The following is an 18,899-nucleotide window of genomic DNA, read 5'->3' on the forward strand; positions in this document are numbered from 1 at the left end:
CCGCCGCGGAGGGAATCGGGCCGCGGAGGGAATCTGCTCTGCGGCGATGCGATGATCGCGAGATCGTCCCCCCGCGGATCGCGATAGACGCCGTTCTCGCTGCTCCGCGCGGGATACGTGACGGGCGGGCCCTCTCACCCCAGACCCTCCGTTGTCCACAGGCGGCCGTCGTCAGACGGCACTGAGCCGGTCTCCCTGCGAGATGGCCGTGATCATCGGGGTATGAACACACCAGACGATCTGATCCCTCTGCTCCTCACCACCGATCGGCTGCTCAGCCGGGGAATGACGAGCCACAGCCTGAGCCGCGCTGTGAGGTCCGGCGATCTGATCCGGCTCAGACCCGGGTTCTTCGTAGAGAAGAAAGCACGTGATCTCTGCAGGCGTGACCGCCACCTCCTGTCGGTTCTGGCCACGAACACTGCACTTGACTCGCCGGTGTTCTCTCACGCATCTGCGGCTCTCATCCACGGTCTTCCGGACTGGGGTCTGCCGCTGCGAAAGGTCGCGGTGTGCGACGAGGGGGCGTCGCCGCGATCCCGCACCACCGATCTGACGACCTTCCGCTTCGTGTCTGATCTCGCCGGTGAGGTCACGACGGTCAACGGACTGCGGGTCACCACTCCGGCACGAACAGTGACGGACATCGCGATCTCGACGAACAGGGCTGCCTGCGTGGCGGTTGCCGATGCTGCGCTCCACGGCGAACTCGTCACCAGGATCGCGCTCGAAGAATCTCTGGAAAAGTCCGCGGGCCGTCGCGGGATCAGGCGCGCCCGACACTCGCTGAGCCTCGCGGACGGGCGGAGCGAGAGCGTGGCAGAAACCCTGAGCCGGCTGACATTCCGTGACCACGGCCTGCCGGAGCCGGAGATCCAGGTCGACATCGTCAACTCCCGCGGCATCAGAGTGGCTCGCGTGGATTTCCTGTGGCCCGAGTACGGCGTGGTCGGAGAATGTGACGGTTTCGGTAAGTACTTCGAGGGGCTGACCCCCGCAGAGACACGGCATCGATTGGGGATGGAGAAGGATCGCGATGCCGAACTCATGACACTCGGCTATCGAGTCTTACATTGGCGGTGGCGTGATCTCGAGGAGCCTCATGTCCTGGCTGCGCGCATCAAGCGGGTGCTCTTCTCCGCAGCCGCGTGACCAGCCCACCTGCCCTCGCGTGAGCGGCCTCGGCCCCGACGTGCTTGATCGCCGACCGGGTTGCCGGCCGACGATGGCCAGATGCAACGCCACGTGATCGCCACCTATCGAATCGCCCGTCACCTATCAGATCGCCCGCCACCTATCGGACCCGCTGGGTGACTCGCCATCCGATAGGTGGCGCTGGGGTTCGGCGGATGCGGCAGGGCACGCGCGTGAAGGAACACAGGCGCGCGACGGCTACGGCCCGCGATAGCAACTGCGCGCGACGGCTACGGCCCGCACTAGCAACGGCGCGCGACGGCAGGCCGGTGCAGACCCGGCCGACTCGGCGTAGGCGTCCGCGCAGACCCGGCCGCCGTCAGCCGGTGCCGAGCGAGTCGATCGACGTGGCCAGCCACAGGATGACGGCGCCGAGCGCGGTGTAGAAGGCAACGTCGAACCCCCTGCCGCGAACCCCGAGCAGCCGGGCCCGCTCGTCCGGCACCACCGCCCGCAGGATCGCCGCCGCCAGTGCCACCACGCCGAGCAGGAACGCCCCGCGCCGCCATCGCTCGAGGATCACGAACCCCAGTGCGACCGCCACCCCCGCCAGCACCAGGGCGAGCGGCCACTGCGCCCGCACCTGCGCCCACGTCAGGCGCGAGGGCCGCGTACGGCGGGGCCGCGCGTCGGTCGTGCCGTTCAGGGGCCGGTCGGGAGCCGGGTGTGTCATCGGGGGTCTCAGTTACCGGAGTCGAGCCGCTCGCACCGCTCGACCACGTTTCTCAGCAGGAATGCCCTGGTGAGGGGCCCGACGCCACCCGGGTTGGGAGAGACCGCGCCCGCGACCTCCCACACGTCCGGGTGGACGTCCCCGGCGAGCTTGCCGTCCAGTCGGGACACGCCCACGTCCAGTACCGCGGCTCCGGGCTTGACCATGTCGGCGGTGACCATGTGCGCGACCCCCGCCGCGGCCACGATCACGTCGGCCCGACGCGTCTCGGCGGCGAGATCGCGGGTACCGGTGTGACAGAGGGTCACGGTGGCGTTCTCGCTGCGGCGCGTGAGCATGAGCCCGATCGGACGTCCGACGGTGACGCCGCGTCCGATCACCACCACGTGCGCGCCGTCGAGCTCGACGCCGAAGCGGCGCAGCAGGTGGATGCTGCCGTTGGGGGTACACGGCAGTGGCGCCGGCTCGTTCAGCACGAGCTTGCCCAGGTTGACCGGGTGCAGGCCGTCGGCGTCCTTGACGGGGTCGATCCGCTCGAGGATCGCGTTCTCGTCGAGGTGCTTCGGCAGCGGCAACTGCACGATGTACCCGGTGCAGGCGGGATCGGCGTTGAGCTCGTCGATGACGGCCTCGAGCTCGGCCTGGGAGGTGTCGGCGGGCAGATCGCGACGGATGGAGGCGATGCCGACCTGCTCGCAGTCTCGGTGCTTCATCTTCACGTAGGAGTGGCTGCCGGGATCGTCCCCGACCAGGACGGTACCCAGTCCCGGGGTGATGCCCTTGTCGCGCAGCGCGGCCACGCGTGCGGTGAGGTCGGCGACGATCTCGTCGCGGGTGAGCTTTCCGTCCAGCTTGATCGCGGTCACGGGGACCAGTATCCCACTCCCGGTCCGTCCCGTCGGCACGGCGCTGCGAGAATGGCCCCATGACCGGTGTGGGTGTGCGTGTGCTGTTCGACCGTCCGTGCATCCCGCCCAATACGGGCAACGCGATCCGGATGGCCGCGGGTGCGGGCTGCGAACTTCATCTCGCCGGCCCGCTCGGCTTCGACCTGTCCGCGCCGCAGTTGCGACGCGCGGGACTGGATTACCACGATCTCGCCCACGTGGAGGTGCACGAGGATCTCGAGGCCGCGTACGCGAGCCTCCTGCCCGCGCGGGTCTGGGCCTTCAGCGCGAGGGCGGACCTGGCGCTCCCGGAGGTGCGGTTCTCCCCCGGCGACGTACTGCTCTTCGGCCCCGAGCCCACGGGCCTGTCCGAGGAGGTGTTGTCCGACGATCGGGTCACGGCGACGGTGCGCATCCCCATGCTGCCGGGGCGCCGGTCGATGAACCTGTCCAACGCGGCCGCGGTGGCCGTCTACGAGGCCTGGCGGCAACAGGGGTACATCGGCGGCTAGGAAATTTCTGCTCATTTGATTTAGAATTTCGGCATGCCGAAATTCGATGTGCGAGGCGGCCGCAAAGCGCGCGGCGCCCGGTGGCGGAACGCCGCGGTCGCCGCGACGGTCGCCTGCGCGACGATCGTCTCGTCCGCGTGCACGGTCGGCCCCTCGGGTGCGACGGATGTGGACGACCGGCCCCGGTTCATCGATCCCGCGGACCGGGTCGTGGTGGCCACGACGTTCACGGTCCTGGCGGACATGGTCCGCCGGGTGGGCGGGGACCGCGTGCAGGTGGAATCCGTCACCACCCCGGGCGCCGACGTGCACCAGTACGAGCCGACCGTCGAGGATCTCAAGCGTGTCGAGGGCGCGGACCTGGTGGTGAGCAACGGGCTCGGGATGGACGACTGGCTGTTGCGCTTCATCGACGGCACCGACGCGCGCCACGTGGTCACCTCCGCCGGGGTCGACCCCCTACCCGTGCGGTCGGGCAACTACACCGGTCGGCCCAACCCGCACGCCTGGATGTCCCCCCTCGAGGGGGCCGAGTACATCCGCACGATCGCCGCCGCTCTCACCGACGTCGACCCGGAGGGCGATCGCGAGTACCACGCCCGCGCCGCGGACTACATCGGTGAGCTGGAGGAGATGGCGGACCGGGCCCGCGCGGCCGTGGAGACCGTCCCGGAGGACCGTCGCGTCCTGGTCACCTGCGAGGGCGCGTTCTCGTACCTCGCCCGCGACCTGGGTCTGGAGGAGCTGTACCTGTGGCCGGTGAACAGTGAGAACCAGGGCCTGCCCCGCCAGATCACGGCCCTGATCGACGAGATCCGTCAACGGGAGCTCCCCGCGGTGTTCTGCGAGTCGACGGTCTCCGACGCCGCGATGCAGCAGGTCGCGGCCGAGACCGGTAGTCGCCTGGCCGGCGTGCTGTACGTCGACTCGCTCTCCGCCCCCTCGGGCCCGGTCCCCACCTACCTCGACCTCCTCGACCACGACCTCGAGACCATCTCCCGGGAGCTGACGACATGACGGACCGGCCACTGCCCTACTCGCCCTTCACCGGCCCGTCCCCCGTCGTCGTCTCCGACCTGACGGTGGACCGCGGACAGGTACGCGCCCTCGACTCGGTCTCCCTCTCGGTACCCGCCGGGGAGATCACCGTCCTGCTCGGCCCCAACGGTTCCGGCAAATCCACCCTCCTGCAGTCGCTGCTCGGCCTGGTGACGCCCACCACCGGTACCGTCCGCATCCTCAATTCATCCGTGCGTCGCGCCCTGCGCAGCGGGCGGGTCGCCGCGGTCCCCCAGGCGGACGGCCTCGACGAGGGTTTCCCCGTCACGGCCGCCGAGGTGGTCATGCAGGGTCGCCGTCACTTCACCGGCCCGTGGCGCCGTCCGTCGGCCACCGATCGCGCCGCCGTCGCCGCCGCCCTCGACCGCGTCGGACTGTCCGGGCTCGCAGCCCGGCGCGTCGGTGAGCTCTCCGGCGGTCAACGCCGCCGCGTCCTCCTGGCCCGTTGTCTGGCACAGGAGGCCGACCTGTTGTTGCTCGACGAGCCGTTCAACGGGATGGACGCCGGCAGCGAGGAGGTGTACATCGACGTCCTGCGCGCGCTCACGGCAGAGGGGCGTACCGCGCTGGTCTCCACCCATCACCTGGGGACCGTCGAGCGTCTCGCGGATTCGGTGGCCCTGCTCAACGGTCGCCTCGTCGCCCACGGTCCGGTCGCCGAGACCACCACTCCCCAGATCCTGTCCACCCTGCTCGGCGCCCGACTCCCCGCATCCACGGACGGCACGGGCGTCGACCGCACCATCCCCGAGGGGGCCCTGCCGTGATCGACCTGCTCACCGAGCCGATGAGCTACGACTTCATGCTCCGCGCCCTGCTCGTCGTGACGGCCTCCGGGATCGCCGGTGCCCTGCTCAGCTGCTGGCTCGTCCACATGGGCTGGTCGCTCATGGGAGACGCCGTGTCCCACGCCGTCCTGCCCGGGGTGGTGATCGCCGCGATGACCGGCATCCCGTTCGCGGTCGGCGCCCTGCTCGCCGCCCTGATCGCCGTCACGCTGATCGGCGCGGTGCGCGAGAGCGGGACGGTCCGTGAGGACGCGGCGATGGGCATCGTGTTCACGGCCCTGTTCGCCCTCGGCCTGGTCCTCATCGCCCGCTTCCCCACCGAGCAGGACCTGCACTCGATCCTGTTCGGCAGCGTGCTGGGCGTGCGTGACTCCGACCTCGTCCAGGTGGTGGTGGTGTCGGCGTTCACCGTCATCGTGCTGCTGGCGTTCCGCCGCGACCTCATCATGTTGGCGTTCGACCGTCTCCACGCCCACACCCTGGGTCTGCGGACCCGCACACTGACCGCCCTGCTGTTGGCGACGCTCGCCACCGCGACCGTGGCCGGGGTCCAGTCGGTGGGGGTGATCCTCGTCGTGGCCACGCTCATCATCCCGGGCGCGACCGCCCAGTTGGTGGCGGACACGATGCGGGGAACGATGATCCTCGCCGTCGTCGTCGCCCTCGTCGGCGGCGTCACCGGCCTGTACGTCGGCTACTACGCCGACCTTCCCCCGGGCGCGGTGGTGGTCCTCACCCAGGCCGTGATCTTCGCGGCGGTGCAGTTGCTCGCGCCCCGGCGCGGGGTGATCCCCCGGGCGGCGGCGGGCCGACGCGCGCGGCGGTCGGGGATGATGGCGGCATGACCGTCGACCCGCCGCACGTCGATCCACGCGGAACCGTTCCACCCGGGGTGGTCCCACCCGGAGTCGTCCCACCCACCGGCCTCGCCGACCTGACACCGACGATCCAGGCCTATCTCATGGCCGCCCACGCGTTGGGGTCGGGCGGCGACCCCGTCACCTCCGGCGCGCTGGCCGAGCGCCTGGGCGCGTCCCCCTCCTCCGTCAGCGAGGGGGTGCGCAAGCTCGTGACGATGGGCCTGGCCGAGCACCGTCCGTACGCGCCCGTCGAACTCACCGGTGCCGGGCGGTCGTTCGCGGTGGCGATGGTGCGGCGCCACCGGATCATCGAGACGTTCCTGGCGCGGTGCCTGGACTACCCGTGGGACGAGGTCCACGCCGAGGCCGACGCGCTCGAACACGTGGTGTCGGACCGGTTCGTCGACGCCCTGGACGCGTTCCTCGACCACCCTCGCCGAGACCCGCACGGTGACCCCATCCCCACGCGCGACGGCCGCGTCGATCCGCTCGGTGACGTGCCGCTGGACCAGGCCCCGGAGGGTGCTACAGGTGTCGTGACCCGGGTGTCCGACCGTGACAACGCCGTCCTCCGCCACCTCGCCGAGATCGGCCTGCGCCCCGATTCGCCGGTGGAGGTGGTCTCGCGCCAGGTGGAACTGGGGATCATCACCGTTTCGCTCAACGGCCGCACCGTGCCGATGGGCACCCCCGTGGCTGCGGCGGTGCGTGTCCGGGTCACCGGCGCGACGGGATCGGACACTGTCGACCAGGAGTGACTGCGGTCAGGAACAGGACCTGTCAGGTCCGATCACGGCCAGGACCGACGACGACGACGACGACGATTGCGGTTGCACCCCGGCCCGCGATCGCTCAGACCGCGCGGGAGACGGTCGCCGGAGCGCTCGTGCGGGCAGCGGTGACCCGCGCCGAGCGGTCGGGGTGGGCGGCCCGCGAGGCCGGCCATCGCAGGCCGAGTGCGACGAGGGTGGCCAGGGCGATCGCCCCGTCGACCGCGGCCGCGGTGGGCGCTCCGGTCACGTCGTGCCGTAGAAGGAGCACCGCGGTCATGGTCATGGACGCCTTGTGGAAGATCACGACCAGCCACAACACCGCGGCCCCGGGCGGGGTGGCACCGAGGTAGGCGGTCAGGGCGGAGAAGACGAGCAGGCCGTAGGCCCGCCAGTAACCGGTGAGCTGGTATTCCGGGGTGATGGTAGGCGCCTCGAGTCCGGCGGCGACCCCCAGGCCCAGTGCCACCGCGGCGGTCGACAGGAGCAACGCCCGGTAGAGCAGGAGGCAGAGTCGGTCGGTGGCCATGGATCCGATACTCGCCGACCGGTGACGGCCGCACATCGGGGAGATCCCCGGGATCGGACCTGATTCCCGCGGCCCGCACTCCCCGCGCGGCCGCTACAGCATCGTCCCCGGGTTGAGGATGCCCTGTGGGTCGAGGGCCGACTTGATGCGTCGGCTCAGCTCCATGACGTCGTCTCCCAACTGGGCTGGCAACCACGGCGCCTTGAGTCGGCCCACGCCGTGCTCGCCGGTGATCGTCCCGCCCATCCCGATCGCCAGGTCCATCACCTCCCCGAACGCGATCCGGGCCCGCTCGGCGCGGGCGGGGTCGTCATCCTCCAGCACGATGATCGGGTGGGTGTTGCCGTCCCCGGCGTGCGCGACCAGCGCGATCGGGATGTCTCGGCGGGCGGAGATCTCCTCGATCCCGGCGACCAGGTCGGGCAGCGACGGCAGCGGCACGCCCACGTCCTCGAGCAACAGGGTGCCGGTCTTGCCGAGGCTGGTGAACGCGGCCCGGCGGGCCATCGTGAACTGCTCGCCCTCGTCGGGGTCGTCGGTGGCGAACACGTCGGTCGCACCGTGGGTGCGGAACGCCTCGGCCATGAACTCGGTCTCGGCCGCACGGTCGGGGCCGGTGAGGTCGGACTGCGCGAGCAGCATCGCCCCGGCCGTGGTGTCCAGGCCCATCCGCAGGTCCGCCTCGACCGCGCGGATGGAGACGGTGTCCATGAACTCGAGCATCGCCGGGCGGATCCGCCGGGTGATGGCCAGGACGGCCTCGCTGCAGGCGACCACGTCGGGGAAGATCCCCACCACCGTGGAGCGCGGCGGCTGCTGCGGGATCAGCCGGAGGATGATCTCGGTGACGATCCCCAGTGTCCCCTCGCTGCCGACGAACAGCTTGGTCAGGCTCAGACCGGCGGTGTCCTTGAGTCGCGGCCCGCCCAACCGCACCGCGGTGCCGTCGGCGAGGACGACCGTCATCCCCAGGACGTAGTCGGTGGTCACGCCGTACTTCACGCAGCACAGTCCGCCGGCGTTGGTGGCGATGTTCCCGCCGATCGAACAGATCTCGTATGACGACGGGTCCGGCGGGTACCAGAGACCGTGCTCGGCGACGGCCTGTTTGACCTCGGCGTTGTAGAGCCCAGGTTGGACCGTGGCCGTCCGGGTGACGGGGTCGACGTCGATGTCGCGCATGAGTTCGGTGGACAGCACGATCCCGCCGTCGACCGCCGTCGCTCCGCCGGACAGGCCGGAGCCGGCACCCCGTGGGACCACGGGGACTCCGTGCGCGCTCGCCCAGCGCAGGACCTCCTGCACGTCCTCGGTGGTGCGGGCCCGGACCACGGCCAGGGGCATGCCCGGGTCGGGGGCCTTGGCCCAGTCCTGGCGGTAGCCCTCCAGAAGGTCCGGGTCGGTGAGTAGTCGGGAGGCCTCGAGTCGCGCACGGAGGTCGTCCAGCGGGGTGGCCGGATCGGGGTCGCGGGCGGGGGTCGTGGCACTCATGTGACCGAACGTACGGTGTCGTGCGCGTGGGCGTCGGGGGATCCGCCCACTCCCCCGCCGGGCGCCGAGGTGGGCCGTTGTCGTTGTCCCCCCGTGTGTTCGACGACGACGAGGGCGGGCATAGTGTCCTGGTGACCACGAGCCAGGGACCCGGATCCGCGCCCGCGGCCCCGGCCGTCCCGGGTCCCGGTCCCGCCTGGTTCGGCGCCGTGATGGGCACCGGCGGACTGGCCACACTGCTGCAGATCCACTCGGATCTGGTCCCCGGTTTCGCCTCGGCCGCGGTGGTCATGGCGATCCTGGGCTGGGTACTTCTGTTGGGACTCGGCGCGGGGTTCGCGCGCTCGGTGGCCCGTGCCCCCGACATGTGGACGTCGTCGGTCCGGGACGCTGCGATGCTGCCGCTGTGGGGCATGGTCTCGATGGGCCTGGCGGCGGTGGGATCGGCGACTTTCGTCGTCGTGGATGCCCGTGTCCCGACGCTGTCGCACATCGCGTTCGGGGTGGATGTGGCCTTGTGGGCCGCGGGCACGGTCCTCGGGTTGGCGACAGCGCTGGGGTTCGCGGTGTGGTTGTTCTCCACTCGTCCCGACCACCCGCTGCCCACGTGGGCGTTGCCGATGGTGCCCCCGATGGTCTCGGCGACCGCGGGTGGTCTCATCGCTCGTCAGATCGAGTCGGACCCCGTCCGTACGGTGCTGGTCGCGGCGTGTGTGGTCTGCTTCGTCCTCGCGCTGGCGCTGGGCGGGGCGGTGATCGCGATGGCGTATCACCACGCGTGGTTCCGCACACCGGTGCCGGTGGCCCTGGCGACCTCGACGTGGATCCCGCTGGGGATCGTGGGGCAGTCCGCGGCGGCGGCACAGGTGCTCTCGGGGCAGACGCTGTCCGGGGTCGCGCGGGCCTACGGGGCGACCGTGTTGATCGCCGGCGCGGGACTGGGGGCGTTCGCGGTGGTCACCACGATCAGGGGGTTCCTGGCGCGGATGCCGTTCAGCCCGGGCTGGTGGGCCATGACCTATCCGCTGTCGACGTGTGGACTGGGTGCCTACTATCTGCGCTGGCAGGAGGCGAGTCTGCTGACGGTGGCGGTACTGATCGCCATCTGGGTGCTCTGTGCGGTCGCCAGCGTGCACGCGATCGCGAGGTCGCGGACGCGGTCCGCCTGACCCGGGCCACCTGACCCGGGCCACCCGGCTCCGGTCGCCTGACCCGGGCTGGACGGTCATCGGAAGTCCCGACTGCGACCGATGGCCATGCCCAGGTGCAGGCGTTCGATCTTGTCCGCCACCACGCTGACCGCACCCGAGCGGTTCTCCACCGTGCCGCGGACGATGAGCGCCGGGGAGGAGGAGACGATCGGCCGGTAACGCGCCCACAGGCCCACCGAGCACACGACGTTCGTCATTCCCGTCTCGTCCTCGAGGCTGAGGAAAGTCACGCCCTCCGCGGTGGCGGGCCGTTGCCGGTGGGTGACGGCTCCGGCGACCTCGACGCGGCTGCCGTCGGGGACATGGGCGAGCCCGGCCGTGGTGCACACGCCACGTGAGTCGAGCCACGGTCGGGCGTGGACGGTCGGGTACTCCTCCGGACTGATCCCGGTGGCGGCCAGGTCCGCGGAGGTGAGTTCCAGGACGCTCATGCCGGGCAGGGCCGGGGCGTCGACCTGGCTGAGCCCGGGCAGCATGCCGGGCTTCTCGCGGGCCGCGGTGGCCGCCGACCACAAGGCCGACCGACGGCCACCCGTGCCGAGGCAGTCGAGCGCCCCGGCCGTGGCGAGTGCCTCCATCTGCCGGACGGACAGGCCGGTGCGCCCGGCGAGGTCGGCGGCGGAGGTGTAGGGGCCGTGGGTATCGCGTTCGTCAGCGATCGCCGTGGCCAGGTCCTCGCCGATCGCCCGGACCGACTCCAGTCCGAGGCGCACCTCGGCGCCCTCGTTCTCACAGGTGGCGCCGCCGATCGAACGGTTGACACACGGTCGGTGCACCGTGACGCCGTGCCTGCGGGCATCCGCGACGAGGGACTGGGGCGAGTAGAAGCCCATGGGTTGGCTGCGCAGCAGCGCCGCGCAGAAGATGGCCGGGTGGTGGCACTTGAACCACGCGGAGTAGTAGACGATCGCGGCGAAGGACTGGGAGTGGCTCTCGGGGAAGCCGTAGTTGGCGAACGCGCACATCTTCTCCCAGATCCGCTCCCCGACCTCCGGGCCGGTGACCGGCGTCCCGGGCGGGCTGGCGCCGATCCCGTGCAGGTCGCGCATCCCGTCGAAGAACCGCTCCTTCAGTCGGGCCATCCGCTCGGGTGACCGCTTGGCCCCCATGGCTCGGCGCAGCTGGTCCGCCTCCGCCCCGGTGAAGCCCGCGATCACGGTCGCGATCTGCATGAGCTGCTCCTGGAACAGCGGGATCCCCAGGGTTCGACCCAATACCTCTTCCAGCGCCGGGTGGTCGAACACCACCTTTTCCCGGCCGTTGCGGCGGCGGATGTAGGGGTGCACGGACCCGCCCTGGATGGGGCCGGGGCGGATGAGCGCCACCTCCACCACCAGGTCGTAGAACGTCCGCGGTCGCAGCCGGGGCAACGTGGCCATCTGCGCCCGGGACTCCACCTGGAACACACCCACCGAGTCGCCGCGGCACAGCATCTCGTAGACCTGCGGATCCGCGAGGTCCAGCTGCGCCAGGTCCACGTCGAGATCCTTGTGTTCGGCCGCCAGGTCGATGGCGTGGTGCAATGCGGTGAGCATGCCCAGGCCCAGCATGTCGAACTTGACCAGGCCGACCGCCGCGCAGTCGTCCTTGTCCCACTGCAGTACGGTCCGCCCCGGCATACGCGCCCACTCGACGGGCACCACGTCGGCCACCGGGCGGTCGCAGATCACCATGCCGCCCGAGTGGATCCCCAGATGGCGGGGCAACCCGACGAGTTGTCGTGCCAGCGCGAGCACATCGGACGGGACACTGTGCTCGGTGGCCTCCCGCTCGTGGTTCTTCAGTCCCGACCACCGGTCGACGCTCTTGGACCACGCGTCCTGCTGCCCCGGGGAGTAGCCCAGCGCCCGGGCCACGTCCCGCACGGCCGAGCGGCCGCGGTAGGTGATGACGTTGGCCACCTGCGCGGCGTGGTCCCGCCCGTACCGGGAGTAGACGTACTGGATCGCCTCCTCCCGGCGGCCGGACTCGATGTCCACGTCGATGTCCGGCGGGCCGTCGCGCTCCGGGGCCAGGAATCGCTCGAACAGCAGTTGGGCGCGCACCGGATCGACGTTGGTGATCCCCAGCGAGTAACAGACCGCCGAGTTGGCGGCCGAACCGCGGCCCTGACAGAGGATGCCCTCGCGGTGGCAGAACTCGACGATGTCGTGCACGACGAGGAAGTACCCGGGGAAGCCCAGCTCGGCGATCACCTGCAGCTCGCGGTCGATCTGTGCGTACGCCTCCGACGCCTCCTCGCGCGTCCCGTAGCGCCGGGCGGCACCCGCGTAGGCGAGCTCGGCGAGCATGGTGTTCTCGGTGTACCCCTCCGGGACATCGAACGGCGGCAGCTGCGGGGCGATGAGTTGGAGGTCGAACGCGCACTCCCTGCCCAGCCGGTCGGCCCCGGCCACGGCGTCGGGCCACCGCTCGAACAGCTCCGCCATCTCCTCGCCCGAGCGCAGGTGCGCCCCGCCCGCCGCGGGCAGGTGCGCTGCATGGGCCTCCAGCGCGTCCCGCGCCCCGAGCGCCGCCATGACCGAGGCCAGTCGCGCCTCCTCGGGTCCGGCGCAGTGGGCGGCGGTGGTCGCCACGACGGGCAGGCCCGCCTGCGCGGCGAGGCCCGCCAACGCATCGCACCGTTCGGTGTCCTCGGGCACCCCGTGACAGGTGAGTTCCACGACGACCCTGTCGCGCCCGAACAGCTCGACGAGCTGGTCCAGTGCCGTGCGGGCGGCGGCGGTGTCGAATGCGGACGCCCCCGTCCCGCCCCGCTCCAGGGCCCGACGGACCCGCCCACGACGGCAACCGGTGAGCACGTACCAGTGGCCGCCGGCAGCCTCCGCGAGCTCGGCGATCTCGTAACGCGGTTCGCCCTTGGCCCCGCCCCGCAGGTGGGCACGGGCGATCGAACGCGACAGCCGCCGGTATCCCTCCTCCCCTCGGGCCAGGACCAGGAGGTGCTCACCGCCCGGTAGCGAGAGCTCCGCCCCGAACACCGTGGCCAGCCCCAGTTCGGCGGCCGCCTCGGCGAAGCGCACGACCCCGTACATCCCGTCGTGATCGGTGATCGCGAGCGCCGTGAGACCCAGTTCGGCCGCGGTCTCCGCCATGGCCTCGGGCGAGGAGGCGCCGTCGAGGAAGCTGAACGCGGTGTGGGAGTGCAGCTCCGCGTACGGCACGCGCCCCCGGGCGCGCGGCCGCTGCGGGGGCGTGTACTCGTCACGCTTGCGCGCCCAGGCGGGTGCGTCGCTGCCGTCACCGGGGTGCGGGTTCTCGGACCCGCGCGGACCCGGGCGCCCGGAGAGCACCCGTTCGAGTTCCGACCACGTGGTGGGCCCGTGGTACCAGTTCACAGGTGCTCACCCGCCCGGTGCCGGCGGGCCCGTTCAGAGCAGGGTGAGGGACTCCACGACCCACGCCGAGGCCTCGCCGGCGGGCTTACGGCAGCTCTGCGGGCGTGGCGGTAGCGGGTGTCTGGCCGCCTGGACGCGCCAGGCGCGCCCGTCGGTGTGTCGGACGACGGCCACGAGCGGGTCATCCGGATCGATGTCGACGACGAGATCGTCGATCCCCGCCTCCACGCCCGAGTCGCGGACGGCGACCTCCGCCACCTGCCCGGCCGGTGGCCACGTGCTGCGACCCCGCAGGTGCTCGGTGACGACCCGCCCCTCCAGCTCGGCCTCGACGATGCGGGCCGCGAGGTCCGACTCCGCCGGCCCGTAGGTGTAGCCGGTGCCGGGCAGCAACAGGACCGGGGCGAAGCGGTGTCCGCCGGTGTGGGAGCACTCCCACACCGCGGCGTCCGGGTCGAGCGCGGACAGGCGGGCTCCGACCCGGTCCTCCAAGTCGGCCACGACCGGACGCCCCCGGACCGCACAGCACTGGTCACGCTTGGCGTGGGTACACACCAGCGGCACCGGCGCCGCGACCTCGCGGACGCCCTCCACGTGCCCGCCGGGCGAGAGGTCCAGGCCGAGCATGTCCGCGGGGCGGTCGACGCGACCGACCCGGATGCTCCGCCGGCCGGGCCTGGTGTCGCACAGGTAGAAGCGGTGGCGGTCGATGCGTTGGCCCTCTCGGCCGGGGCGTCGGATGAAGAGCATCCGGGCCCCGCAGGCCGTGACGTGGTCCTTGAGTTGCTCGGACAATTCCTCGCCCAGCGCCTCGCCGTCGAAGATGTCGCGTCCCCAGCGCGCGGGAACCTCCAGCAGGACCCACGATTCCTCGTGGGCCGCGGTCCCGGCCAGCGGCTCATCGGCCGACTGAAGGGAGCACCAGGCAGTGAGTGGGGTGGGATCGGTGACTGACACGCCCCCATGGTGCCCCACCACGTGCGGTGGTGTAACTGTAGCCACCTTGTGGGACAAAAGTGATGAGAGGGACTTAGGCTGGGGGCATGCGTACCCGACATCGCCGCCTCGTCGCGGCCGCCGCCCTGACCGCCACCGCATCCCTGGCCATGGCGGGTTGCGGGACCGACACCTCGACCGATGCCCCCGCCACGAGCCAGACGACCACCGCGGGGTCCTCCCCGGCCGCCCTCGCGCAGGCCCTGTCGCCGGAGGAGACCGAGGCCGCCGACCCCACGGCCGGCCCCACGGATTCCGCCCCCAAGCGCGAGGAGCCGGACGCCGCCGAAGGCCGTGCCGAGCTGGTGGTGTCCGAGATCCGGATGGGCAACTTCCAGGGCAAGGACCGCGTGGTCTTCGAACTCGACGGCCGCGGCACCCCGAGCTACTCGGTGGACTACGTCGACACCCCCGCCCAGCAGGGCAGCGGCTTCGCGGTGGACGTGCCGGGCGACTCCTTCCTGCAGGTGATGATCGGCGGCCAGGTCCTGCCCACCCAGACCGACCTGAAGGAGGTCCCCGTGGGCACCGTGGCCGGTGACGACGCGACCGGGGTGGCCGGCGTGGCGTTCACCGGGCAGTTCGAGGGACAGGCGCAGTCCGTGATCGGCCTCGAGGGTTCCGACCGCGCCTTCTCCGCCTTCCTGCTGCAGGACCCCACCCGCCTGGTGGTGGACATCGAACGCTGACCCCGACGCGGGGGCGGGCGCGTCCGACTGCGCGCCGCACCGCGTGCGGCCCGTCCCCGGCCCGACTGATCGTGGGCGGCTCATTCGTAGACTCCTTCGACGATCCAGCGGCCCTGCTCGTCCCCGAGCACGCCGCAGAGCAACAATGCGGCCGCGCGCTCGGGGACGACCTGCATGCGGGCCCGAGGTCTGCGGGGCGCGCCGTCGGGCGTGGGCTCCCACCAGGCCTCGTCGATGGGCCACGGCCGTGACCAGCCGAGCAACGCACACCGACGGCCGCCCACCTCGATGACGGTGGGCCGGCCACCGAGGAGGCCCCGCAGGGTCACCCCGACGGCCTCCCCTGCCGCGCTCCGCAGTACGACGCCCCCGGTGAGAGACACCCGTGCCACCACCGCGGCCCCGGGGTCGACGCTCTCGCGGATCTCCAACCGATAGCCCGGGCCCGGCCACACCACCGACGGCGAGGGCGCGGGCAGCGCTCCCGGCCACGGACCGCGGGCGGCGGGCTCTGCCGGGGCGTCGCCGTACGGCAGGGACCGGACGCGGTCGGTCGGGCCGCGGCCGCCCACCTCCACGGGGACACGGACCGCCTCGGGTCCGAGCAGTCCCTGGACCCGGACGAGCGCACGGTGGACGCGGGCCTCCGCGAGCCCGGCCTCACCCCACAACCCCTCCTGGACACGGCCCGCGGGGACGACCTCCACAGGCTCCAGCACCAGAGCGGTGACCGCTCCCCCTGCCCCGCCGGCGATCGCGGTGCCGGTGAGCCAGCCCTCGAGCTGCCAGCGGAGCCGGTCAGCGGTGCCCTCCGGGGTCAGCGGCGACGAGCACCGCCACACCCGGTTGACCTCCGCCCCGCCCTCGACCCGGGCGGTGATGGACAACCGCAGGCACGAGACCCCGGCGGCGGCGAGCACGGCGTGCAGCTCCCCCGCCAGCCGACGGCCGAGGAAGGCGGCCTCGTCGACCCGCTCCAGGGGCGGATCGCACCGGTGCTCGACCGCCGAGCCCGTGGGCACCGCGGACACCGAGGGAGGCCGCCACGGGACGGCACGGGCGATGCGGTGCGCCACCGCACCGGCCTCCCCGAAGCGGGTGGCCACGTCCCGCGGCGGGAGCGCGGCGAAGTCACCGAGCGTGCGGACCCCGAGGCGGTGCAGCAACCCGACCAGCTCGGACAGCACCTCGGGCTCACCCAACGCGGGTTCCACCACGAGCGCGTCCACGGGCAGCCCGGCCAGGTAACCCGCATCCCCGCCCGGCTCGAGCAGTGCCGACCCGCGGGCGCCGAGCACCGCCGTGGGCAACTCGTCCGCGAGCCCCACCTGACACTCCGCACCGGCGGCCGCCACCGCGTCCACGACCCGGGTGACGACCTCCTCGACCCCACCGTGGAAGCGCAGGGCCCCGGCCGCGGAGAACACGAACAGTCCGGGACGCAGGACCTCGATGCCCGGGACCACGGCGTCGAGCGCCTGCACCACGGGCTCGAACCACGCGGCGTCCCGGGCCGGATCGGCCTCGACCACCACGAGCTCGGGGCAGCGGAACTGCGCTTCGCGCCGACGCAGCCCGCGACGCACCCCGACCGCCCGGGCGACGGCGTTGCACGCCAGCACCCCACGGGGCCCGACGACCGCCAACGGCAGATGCAGCCCGTGCCCCTCGGCCCGGGCCGCCGCGACCGTCGGCCAGTCCGGGCACCACACCGCCATGACCCGGGCGCTCATCCCGCCGCCACCCACTCCGCGGTCCGGCCGGGCGTCGCCCGGCCGGAACAGCGCACCAGGGTGGAGACCGAGGCCAACCGACCCGCGCCCGCACCCAGGCCGCCGTAGCGACAGTGCCGACCCGCCAGCGTCAGCTCCGCCCCGGGCCACCCCGCACCCACGAGCAACACCGCGCCGGCCGCTCGCACCCGACCGGCGAGCACGCGGGCTCGCGACGGGGCCACGGCCGCGACACCGGGCCCGAGCAGGACCAGATCCAGGCCGTCGAGCAGCACGGACACCACCGCCGCGGGATCCGGCCCGGGGTCCGGGACCAGCGCCAGGCAGTCCAGCCGGCCCCCCTGTTCGGCCACCGCGGCCACCCCGAGCTCCGGCCATCCGACCACCGCGCATCTCGCGCCGGCGGCCGTGGCCGCGGCGAGCAGGCCCACCCGGAGGGTCGCGCTACCGGAGACCGCCGTGACGCGGCCAGCGGGCAGCACCCCGCCCGGCAACAGGTGCGCCACGGAGGCCGGCACCGCCACACCCGGCGCGGCCACATCCGGCACAGCCACCGCGGACACCGGGACCCCAGGGACCGCAGTGGCCCCAGGGACCGGAACGGAGACGGGTGCGCCGGACCCCGTAGGCTCAGCAGCCCCGACAGGGGCGGGGGCGACGGACGCTCCGCGACCGGCGCCGACCACCGGGGCAGTCGCCGCGGGCACCGTCGAGCGGGCGGCCGCGGACGGGCCCCCGCCCGGCATCGCGGCCAGGCGTCGCCGCAGCTCCGCGACCCGCGCGGCCGTGTCGAGATCGGACAGATCGGCAACAGCAGCAGCGTCCACTACCATCGTCAGAACCTCCCGTCATGCACGACACGCCGTCGACCACGTGAATCGAACTACTTTTCGATCACGGGAACAGTGAACACCACGGGTACGACACCACGCAAGAACACCTGTTCGAGACGGGTGATCCTCGTCGTCGTCCCCGCCATCCGCCCGACCGCCTACCCTCGGTGACCATGAGAGCCTCCGTCGGGAACCGCATCGTGCTCATCGGCGCCGGGGACGTGGGCATCGCCTACGCCTATGCGCTCGTCAACCAGGGGCTGGCCGACCACCTGGCCATCATCGACATCGACCACGACAAACTCGTCGGCGAGGTCATGGACCTCAACCACGGGGTCGTGTGGGCGCCCTCCCCCACCCTCGTCACCGAGGGCACCTACGCCGACTGCACCGACGCCACCATGGTGGTCATCTGCGCCGGCGCAGCCCAGCGACCCGGCGAGACGCGTCTCGATCTGGTGGGCAGGAACATGGCGCTGTTCGAGAGGATCGTCGGAGACATCATGACGACGGGTTTCGACGGCATCCTGCTGGTGGCGACCAACCCCGTCGACATCCTCACCCAGGCCTCGTGGCGCTACTCCGGGCTACCGTCCGCGCAGGTCATCGGTTCCGGCACGATCCTCGACTCGGCACGCTTCCGGTTCATGTTGGGCCAGTACTACGACGTGGCCCCGATGAGCGTGCACGCCTCCATCATCGGGGAACACGGGGACACCGAACTGCCGGTCTTCTCCTCCGCCAACGTCTCCGGGGTGCCGCTACGGGGCGACCTGGAGGGCGACCCCGCCACACGGGAACGGCTCACGCAGATCTTCGACGAGACCCGGGACGCCGCCTACCGGATCATCGACTCCAAGGGGTCGACCAGCTACGGCATCGGGATGGGCCTGGCCCGCATCACCCGGGCCGTGGTGCGCAACGAACAGGTCTCGCTGCCGGTGTCCACCCTGCTGCGGGGCGAGTACGACCAGGACGGGATCTACATCGGGGTGCCCGCGGTGATCGGGCGGACCGGCGTCCAGCGGGTGGTGGAGCTGGAGCTCGACACCACCGAACGCGAACAGTTCGCCCGCAGCGCGAGTGCGCTGCGGGCGGTGTCCGAACAGTTCGAGATCCTGCGCTGACTCAGAGCGCGCCGGGGGGATCACTGGCCGGGAACGACTCCTCGCCCAACTCGTCGACGAGCTCGTCCTTGGAATCCGGGCGGTTGTCCCTCTCGTCCGGGTCGGCGGACGCGTCGTCGGTGTGGTCAGAGTTCTGCGGGTTGGTCATTCCTCGTTCTCCTCCCGCCGCACGGGGCGTACGGCGAGAATCAGATTACCGGACACCATCA

The 18,899-nt window shown here is 71.9% G+C and carries 18 protein-coding genes; 9 read left to right on the forward strand and 9 right to left on the reverse strand.

Annotated elements, in window-relative coordinates:
* Positions 1-222 precede the first annotated feature (222 nt).
* Complete coding sequence (locus AC3DE3_RS09370) at positions 223-1,152, forward strand: type IV toxin-antitoxin system AbiEi family antitoxin (RefSeq protein ID WP_488369778.1); 930 nt, start codon at positions 223-225, stop codon at positions 1,150-1,152.
* A gap of 361 nt (positions 1,153-1,513) precedes the next feature.
* On the opposite strand, the gene AC3DE3_RS09375 is transcribed toward AC3DE3_RS09370, so the two are convergent.
* Positions 1,514-1,867: a DUF3017 domain-containing protein gene (locus AC3DE3_RS09375; protein WP_260486998.1), complete on the reverse strand. Its 354-nt coding sequence runs from the start codon at positions 1,865-1,867 to the stop codon at positions 1,514-1,516.
* A gap of 8 nt (positions 1,868-1,875) precedes the next feature.
* Positions 1,876-2,733, reverse strand: coding sequence for a bifunctional methylenetetrahydrofolate dehydrogenase/methenyltetrahydrofolate cyclohydrolase (locus AC3DE3_RS09380; RefSeq protein ID WP_488369779.1), 858 nt, complete (start codon positions 2,731-2,733; stop codon positions 1,876-1,878).
* Positions 2,734-2,792: 59 nt separating this feature from the next.
* On the opposite strand from AC3DE3_RS09380, the gene AC3DE3_RS09385 reads away from it, so the two are divergent.
* From AC3DE3_RS09385 to AC3DE3_RS09405, 5 genes are read left to right on the forward strand one after another with little or no spacing between them, the layout of a single operon-like run.
* Positions 2,793-3,266, forward strand: a complete 474-nt coding sequence (locus AC3DE3_RS09385) for a tRNA (cytidine(34)-2'-O)-methyltransferase (RefSeq protein WP_488369780.1) — start codon at positions 2,793-2,795, stop codon at positions 3,264-3,266.
* A 33-nt stretch (positions 3,267-3,299) separates the two neighbouring features.
* Positions 3,300-4,283, forward strand: a complete 984-nt coding sequence (locus tag AC3DE3_RS09390) for a metal ABC transporter substrate-binding protein (RefSeq protein WP_260487001.1) — start codon at positions 3,300-3,302, stop codon at positions 4,281-4,283.
* Entirely contained in the window at positions 4,280-5,092 is an 813-nt protein-coding gene (locus AC3DE3_RS09395; RefSeq protein WP_488369781.1) for a metal ABC transporter ATP-binding protein, read from the forward strand. Before AC3DE3_RS09390 ends, AC3DE3_RS09395 begins: the two co-directional genes overlap by 4 nt.
* Positions 5,089-5,958, forward strand: a complete 870-nt coding sequence (locus tag AC3DE3_RS09400; RefSeq protein WP_260487003.1) for a metal ABC transporter permease — start codon at positions 5,089-5,091, stop codon at positions 5,956-5,958. Before AC3DE3_RS09395 ends, AC3DE3_RS09400 begins: the two co-directional genes overlap by 4 nt.
* Positions 5,955-6,731 carry a metal-dependent transcriptional regulator gene (locus AC3DE3_RS09405; protein ID WP_260487004.1) on the forward strand — a complete coding sequence of 259 codons (777 nt, stop codon included), beginning with the start codon at positions 5,955-5,957 and terminating at the stop codon, positions 6,729-6,731. The genes AC3DE3_RS09400 and AC3DE3_RS09405 overlap by 4 nt, the downstream gene beginning before the upstream one ends.
* Positions 6,732-6,825: 94 nt before the next feature.
* Here the strand turns inward: AC3DE3_RS09405 and AC3DE3_RS09410 are convergent, their stop codons facing one another.
* Together AC3DE3_RS09410 and AC3DE3_RS09415 are read right to left on the reverse strand one after the other, a co-directional pair.
* Entirely contained in the window at positions 6,826-7,272 is a 447-nt protein-coding gene (locus AC3DE3_RS09410) for a hypothetical protein (RefSeq protein WP_260487005.1), read from the reverse strand.
* Between the two features lie 93 nt (positions 7,273-7,365).
* On the reverse strand, positions 7,366-8,763 hold the full coding sequence (locus AC3DE3_RS09415) for an FAD-binding oxidoreductase (protein ID WP_488369782.1): 1,398 nt from the start codon (positions 8,761-8,763) through the stop codon (positions 7,366-7,368).
* 131 nt (positions 8,764-8,894) lie between these two features.
* On the opposite strand from AC3DE3_RS09415, the gene AC3DE3_RS09420 reads away from it, so the two are divergent.
* Positions 8,895-9,932, forward strand: a complete 1,038-nt coding sequence (locus AC3DE3_RS09420; RefSeq protein WP_488369783.1) for an SLAC1 family transporter — start codon at positions 8,895-8,897, stop codon at positions 9,930-9,932.
* 56 nt (positions 9,933-9,988) lie between these two features.
* Here the strand turns inward: AC3DE3_RS09420 and AC3DE3_RS09425 are convergent, their stop codons facing one another.
* On the reverse strand, positions 9,989-13,312 hold the full coding sequence (locus AC3DE3_RS09425; protein WP_488369784.1) for an error-prone DNA polymerase: 3,324 nt from the start codon (positions 13,310-13,312) through the stop codon (positions 9,989-9,991).
* A gap of 33 nt (positions 13,313-13,345) precedes the next feature.
* Positions 13,346-14,269, reverse strand: a complete 924-nt coding sequence (locus AC3DE3_RS09430) for a ferredoxin family protein (RefSeq protein WP_488369785.1) — start codon at positions 14,267-14,269, stop codon at positions 13,346-13,348.
* 86 nt (positions 14,270-14,355) lie between these two features.
* On the opposite strand from AC3DE3_RS09430, the gene AC3DE3_RS09435 reads away from it, so the two are divergent.
* Entirely contained in the window at positions 14,356-14,997 is a 642-nt protein-coding gene (locus AC3DE3_RS09435; RefSeq protein ID WP_260487010.1) for an AMIN-like domain-containing (lipo)protein, read from the forward strand.
* Between the two features lie 80 nt (positions 14,998-15,077).
* Here AC3DE3_RS09435 and AC3DE3_RS09440 read toward each other — a convergent pair whose 3' ends face one another.
* The gene (locus tag AC3DE3_RS09440) at positions 15,078-16,730 is read right to left on the reverse strand and encodes a DNA polymerase Y family protein (RefSeq protein WP_488369786.1); all 1,653 of its coding nucleotides are present in this window, start codon (positions 16,728-16,730) and stop codon (positions 15,078-15,080) included.
* Positions 16,727-17,284, reverse strand: a complete 558-nt coding sequence (locus AC3DE3_RS09445) for a hypothetical protein (protein ID WP_488369787.1) — start codon at positions 17,282-17,284, stop codon at positions 16,727-16,729. Before AC3DE3_RS09445 ends, AC3DE3_RS09440 begins: the two co-directional genes overlap by 4 nt.
* A gap of 452 nt (positions 17,285-17,736) precedes the next feature.
* Between AC3DE3_RS09445 and AC3DE3_RS09450 the strand changes: the two genes are divergently transcribed.
* Entirely contained in the window at positions 17,737-18,690 is a 954-nt protein-coding gene (locus tag AC3DE3_RS09450; protein WP_488369788.1) for an L-lactate dehydrogenase, read from the forward strand.
* Between the two features lies 1 nt (position 18,691).
* Here the strand turns inward: AC3DE3_RS09450 and AC3DE3_RS09455 are convergent, their stop codons facing one another.
* Positions 18,692-18,838, reverse strand: coding sequence for a hypothetical protein (locus tag AC3DE3_RS09455; protein WP_260487015.1), 147 nt, complete (start codon positions 18,836-18,838; stop codon positions 18,692-18,694).
* Between the last annotated feature and the right edge of the window lie 61 nt (positions 18,839-18,899).

It is taken from the genome of Dietzia sp. IBK-p2-16D, assembly GCF_057773085.1.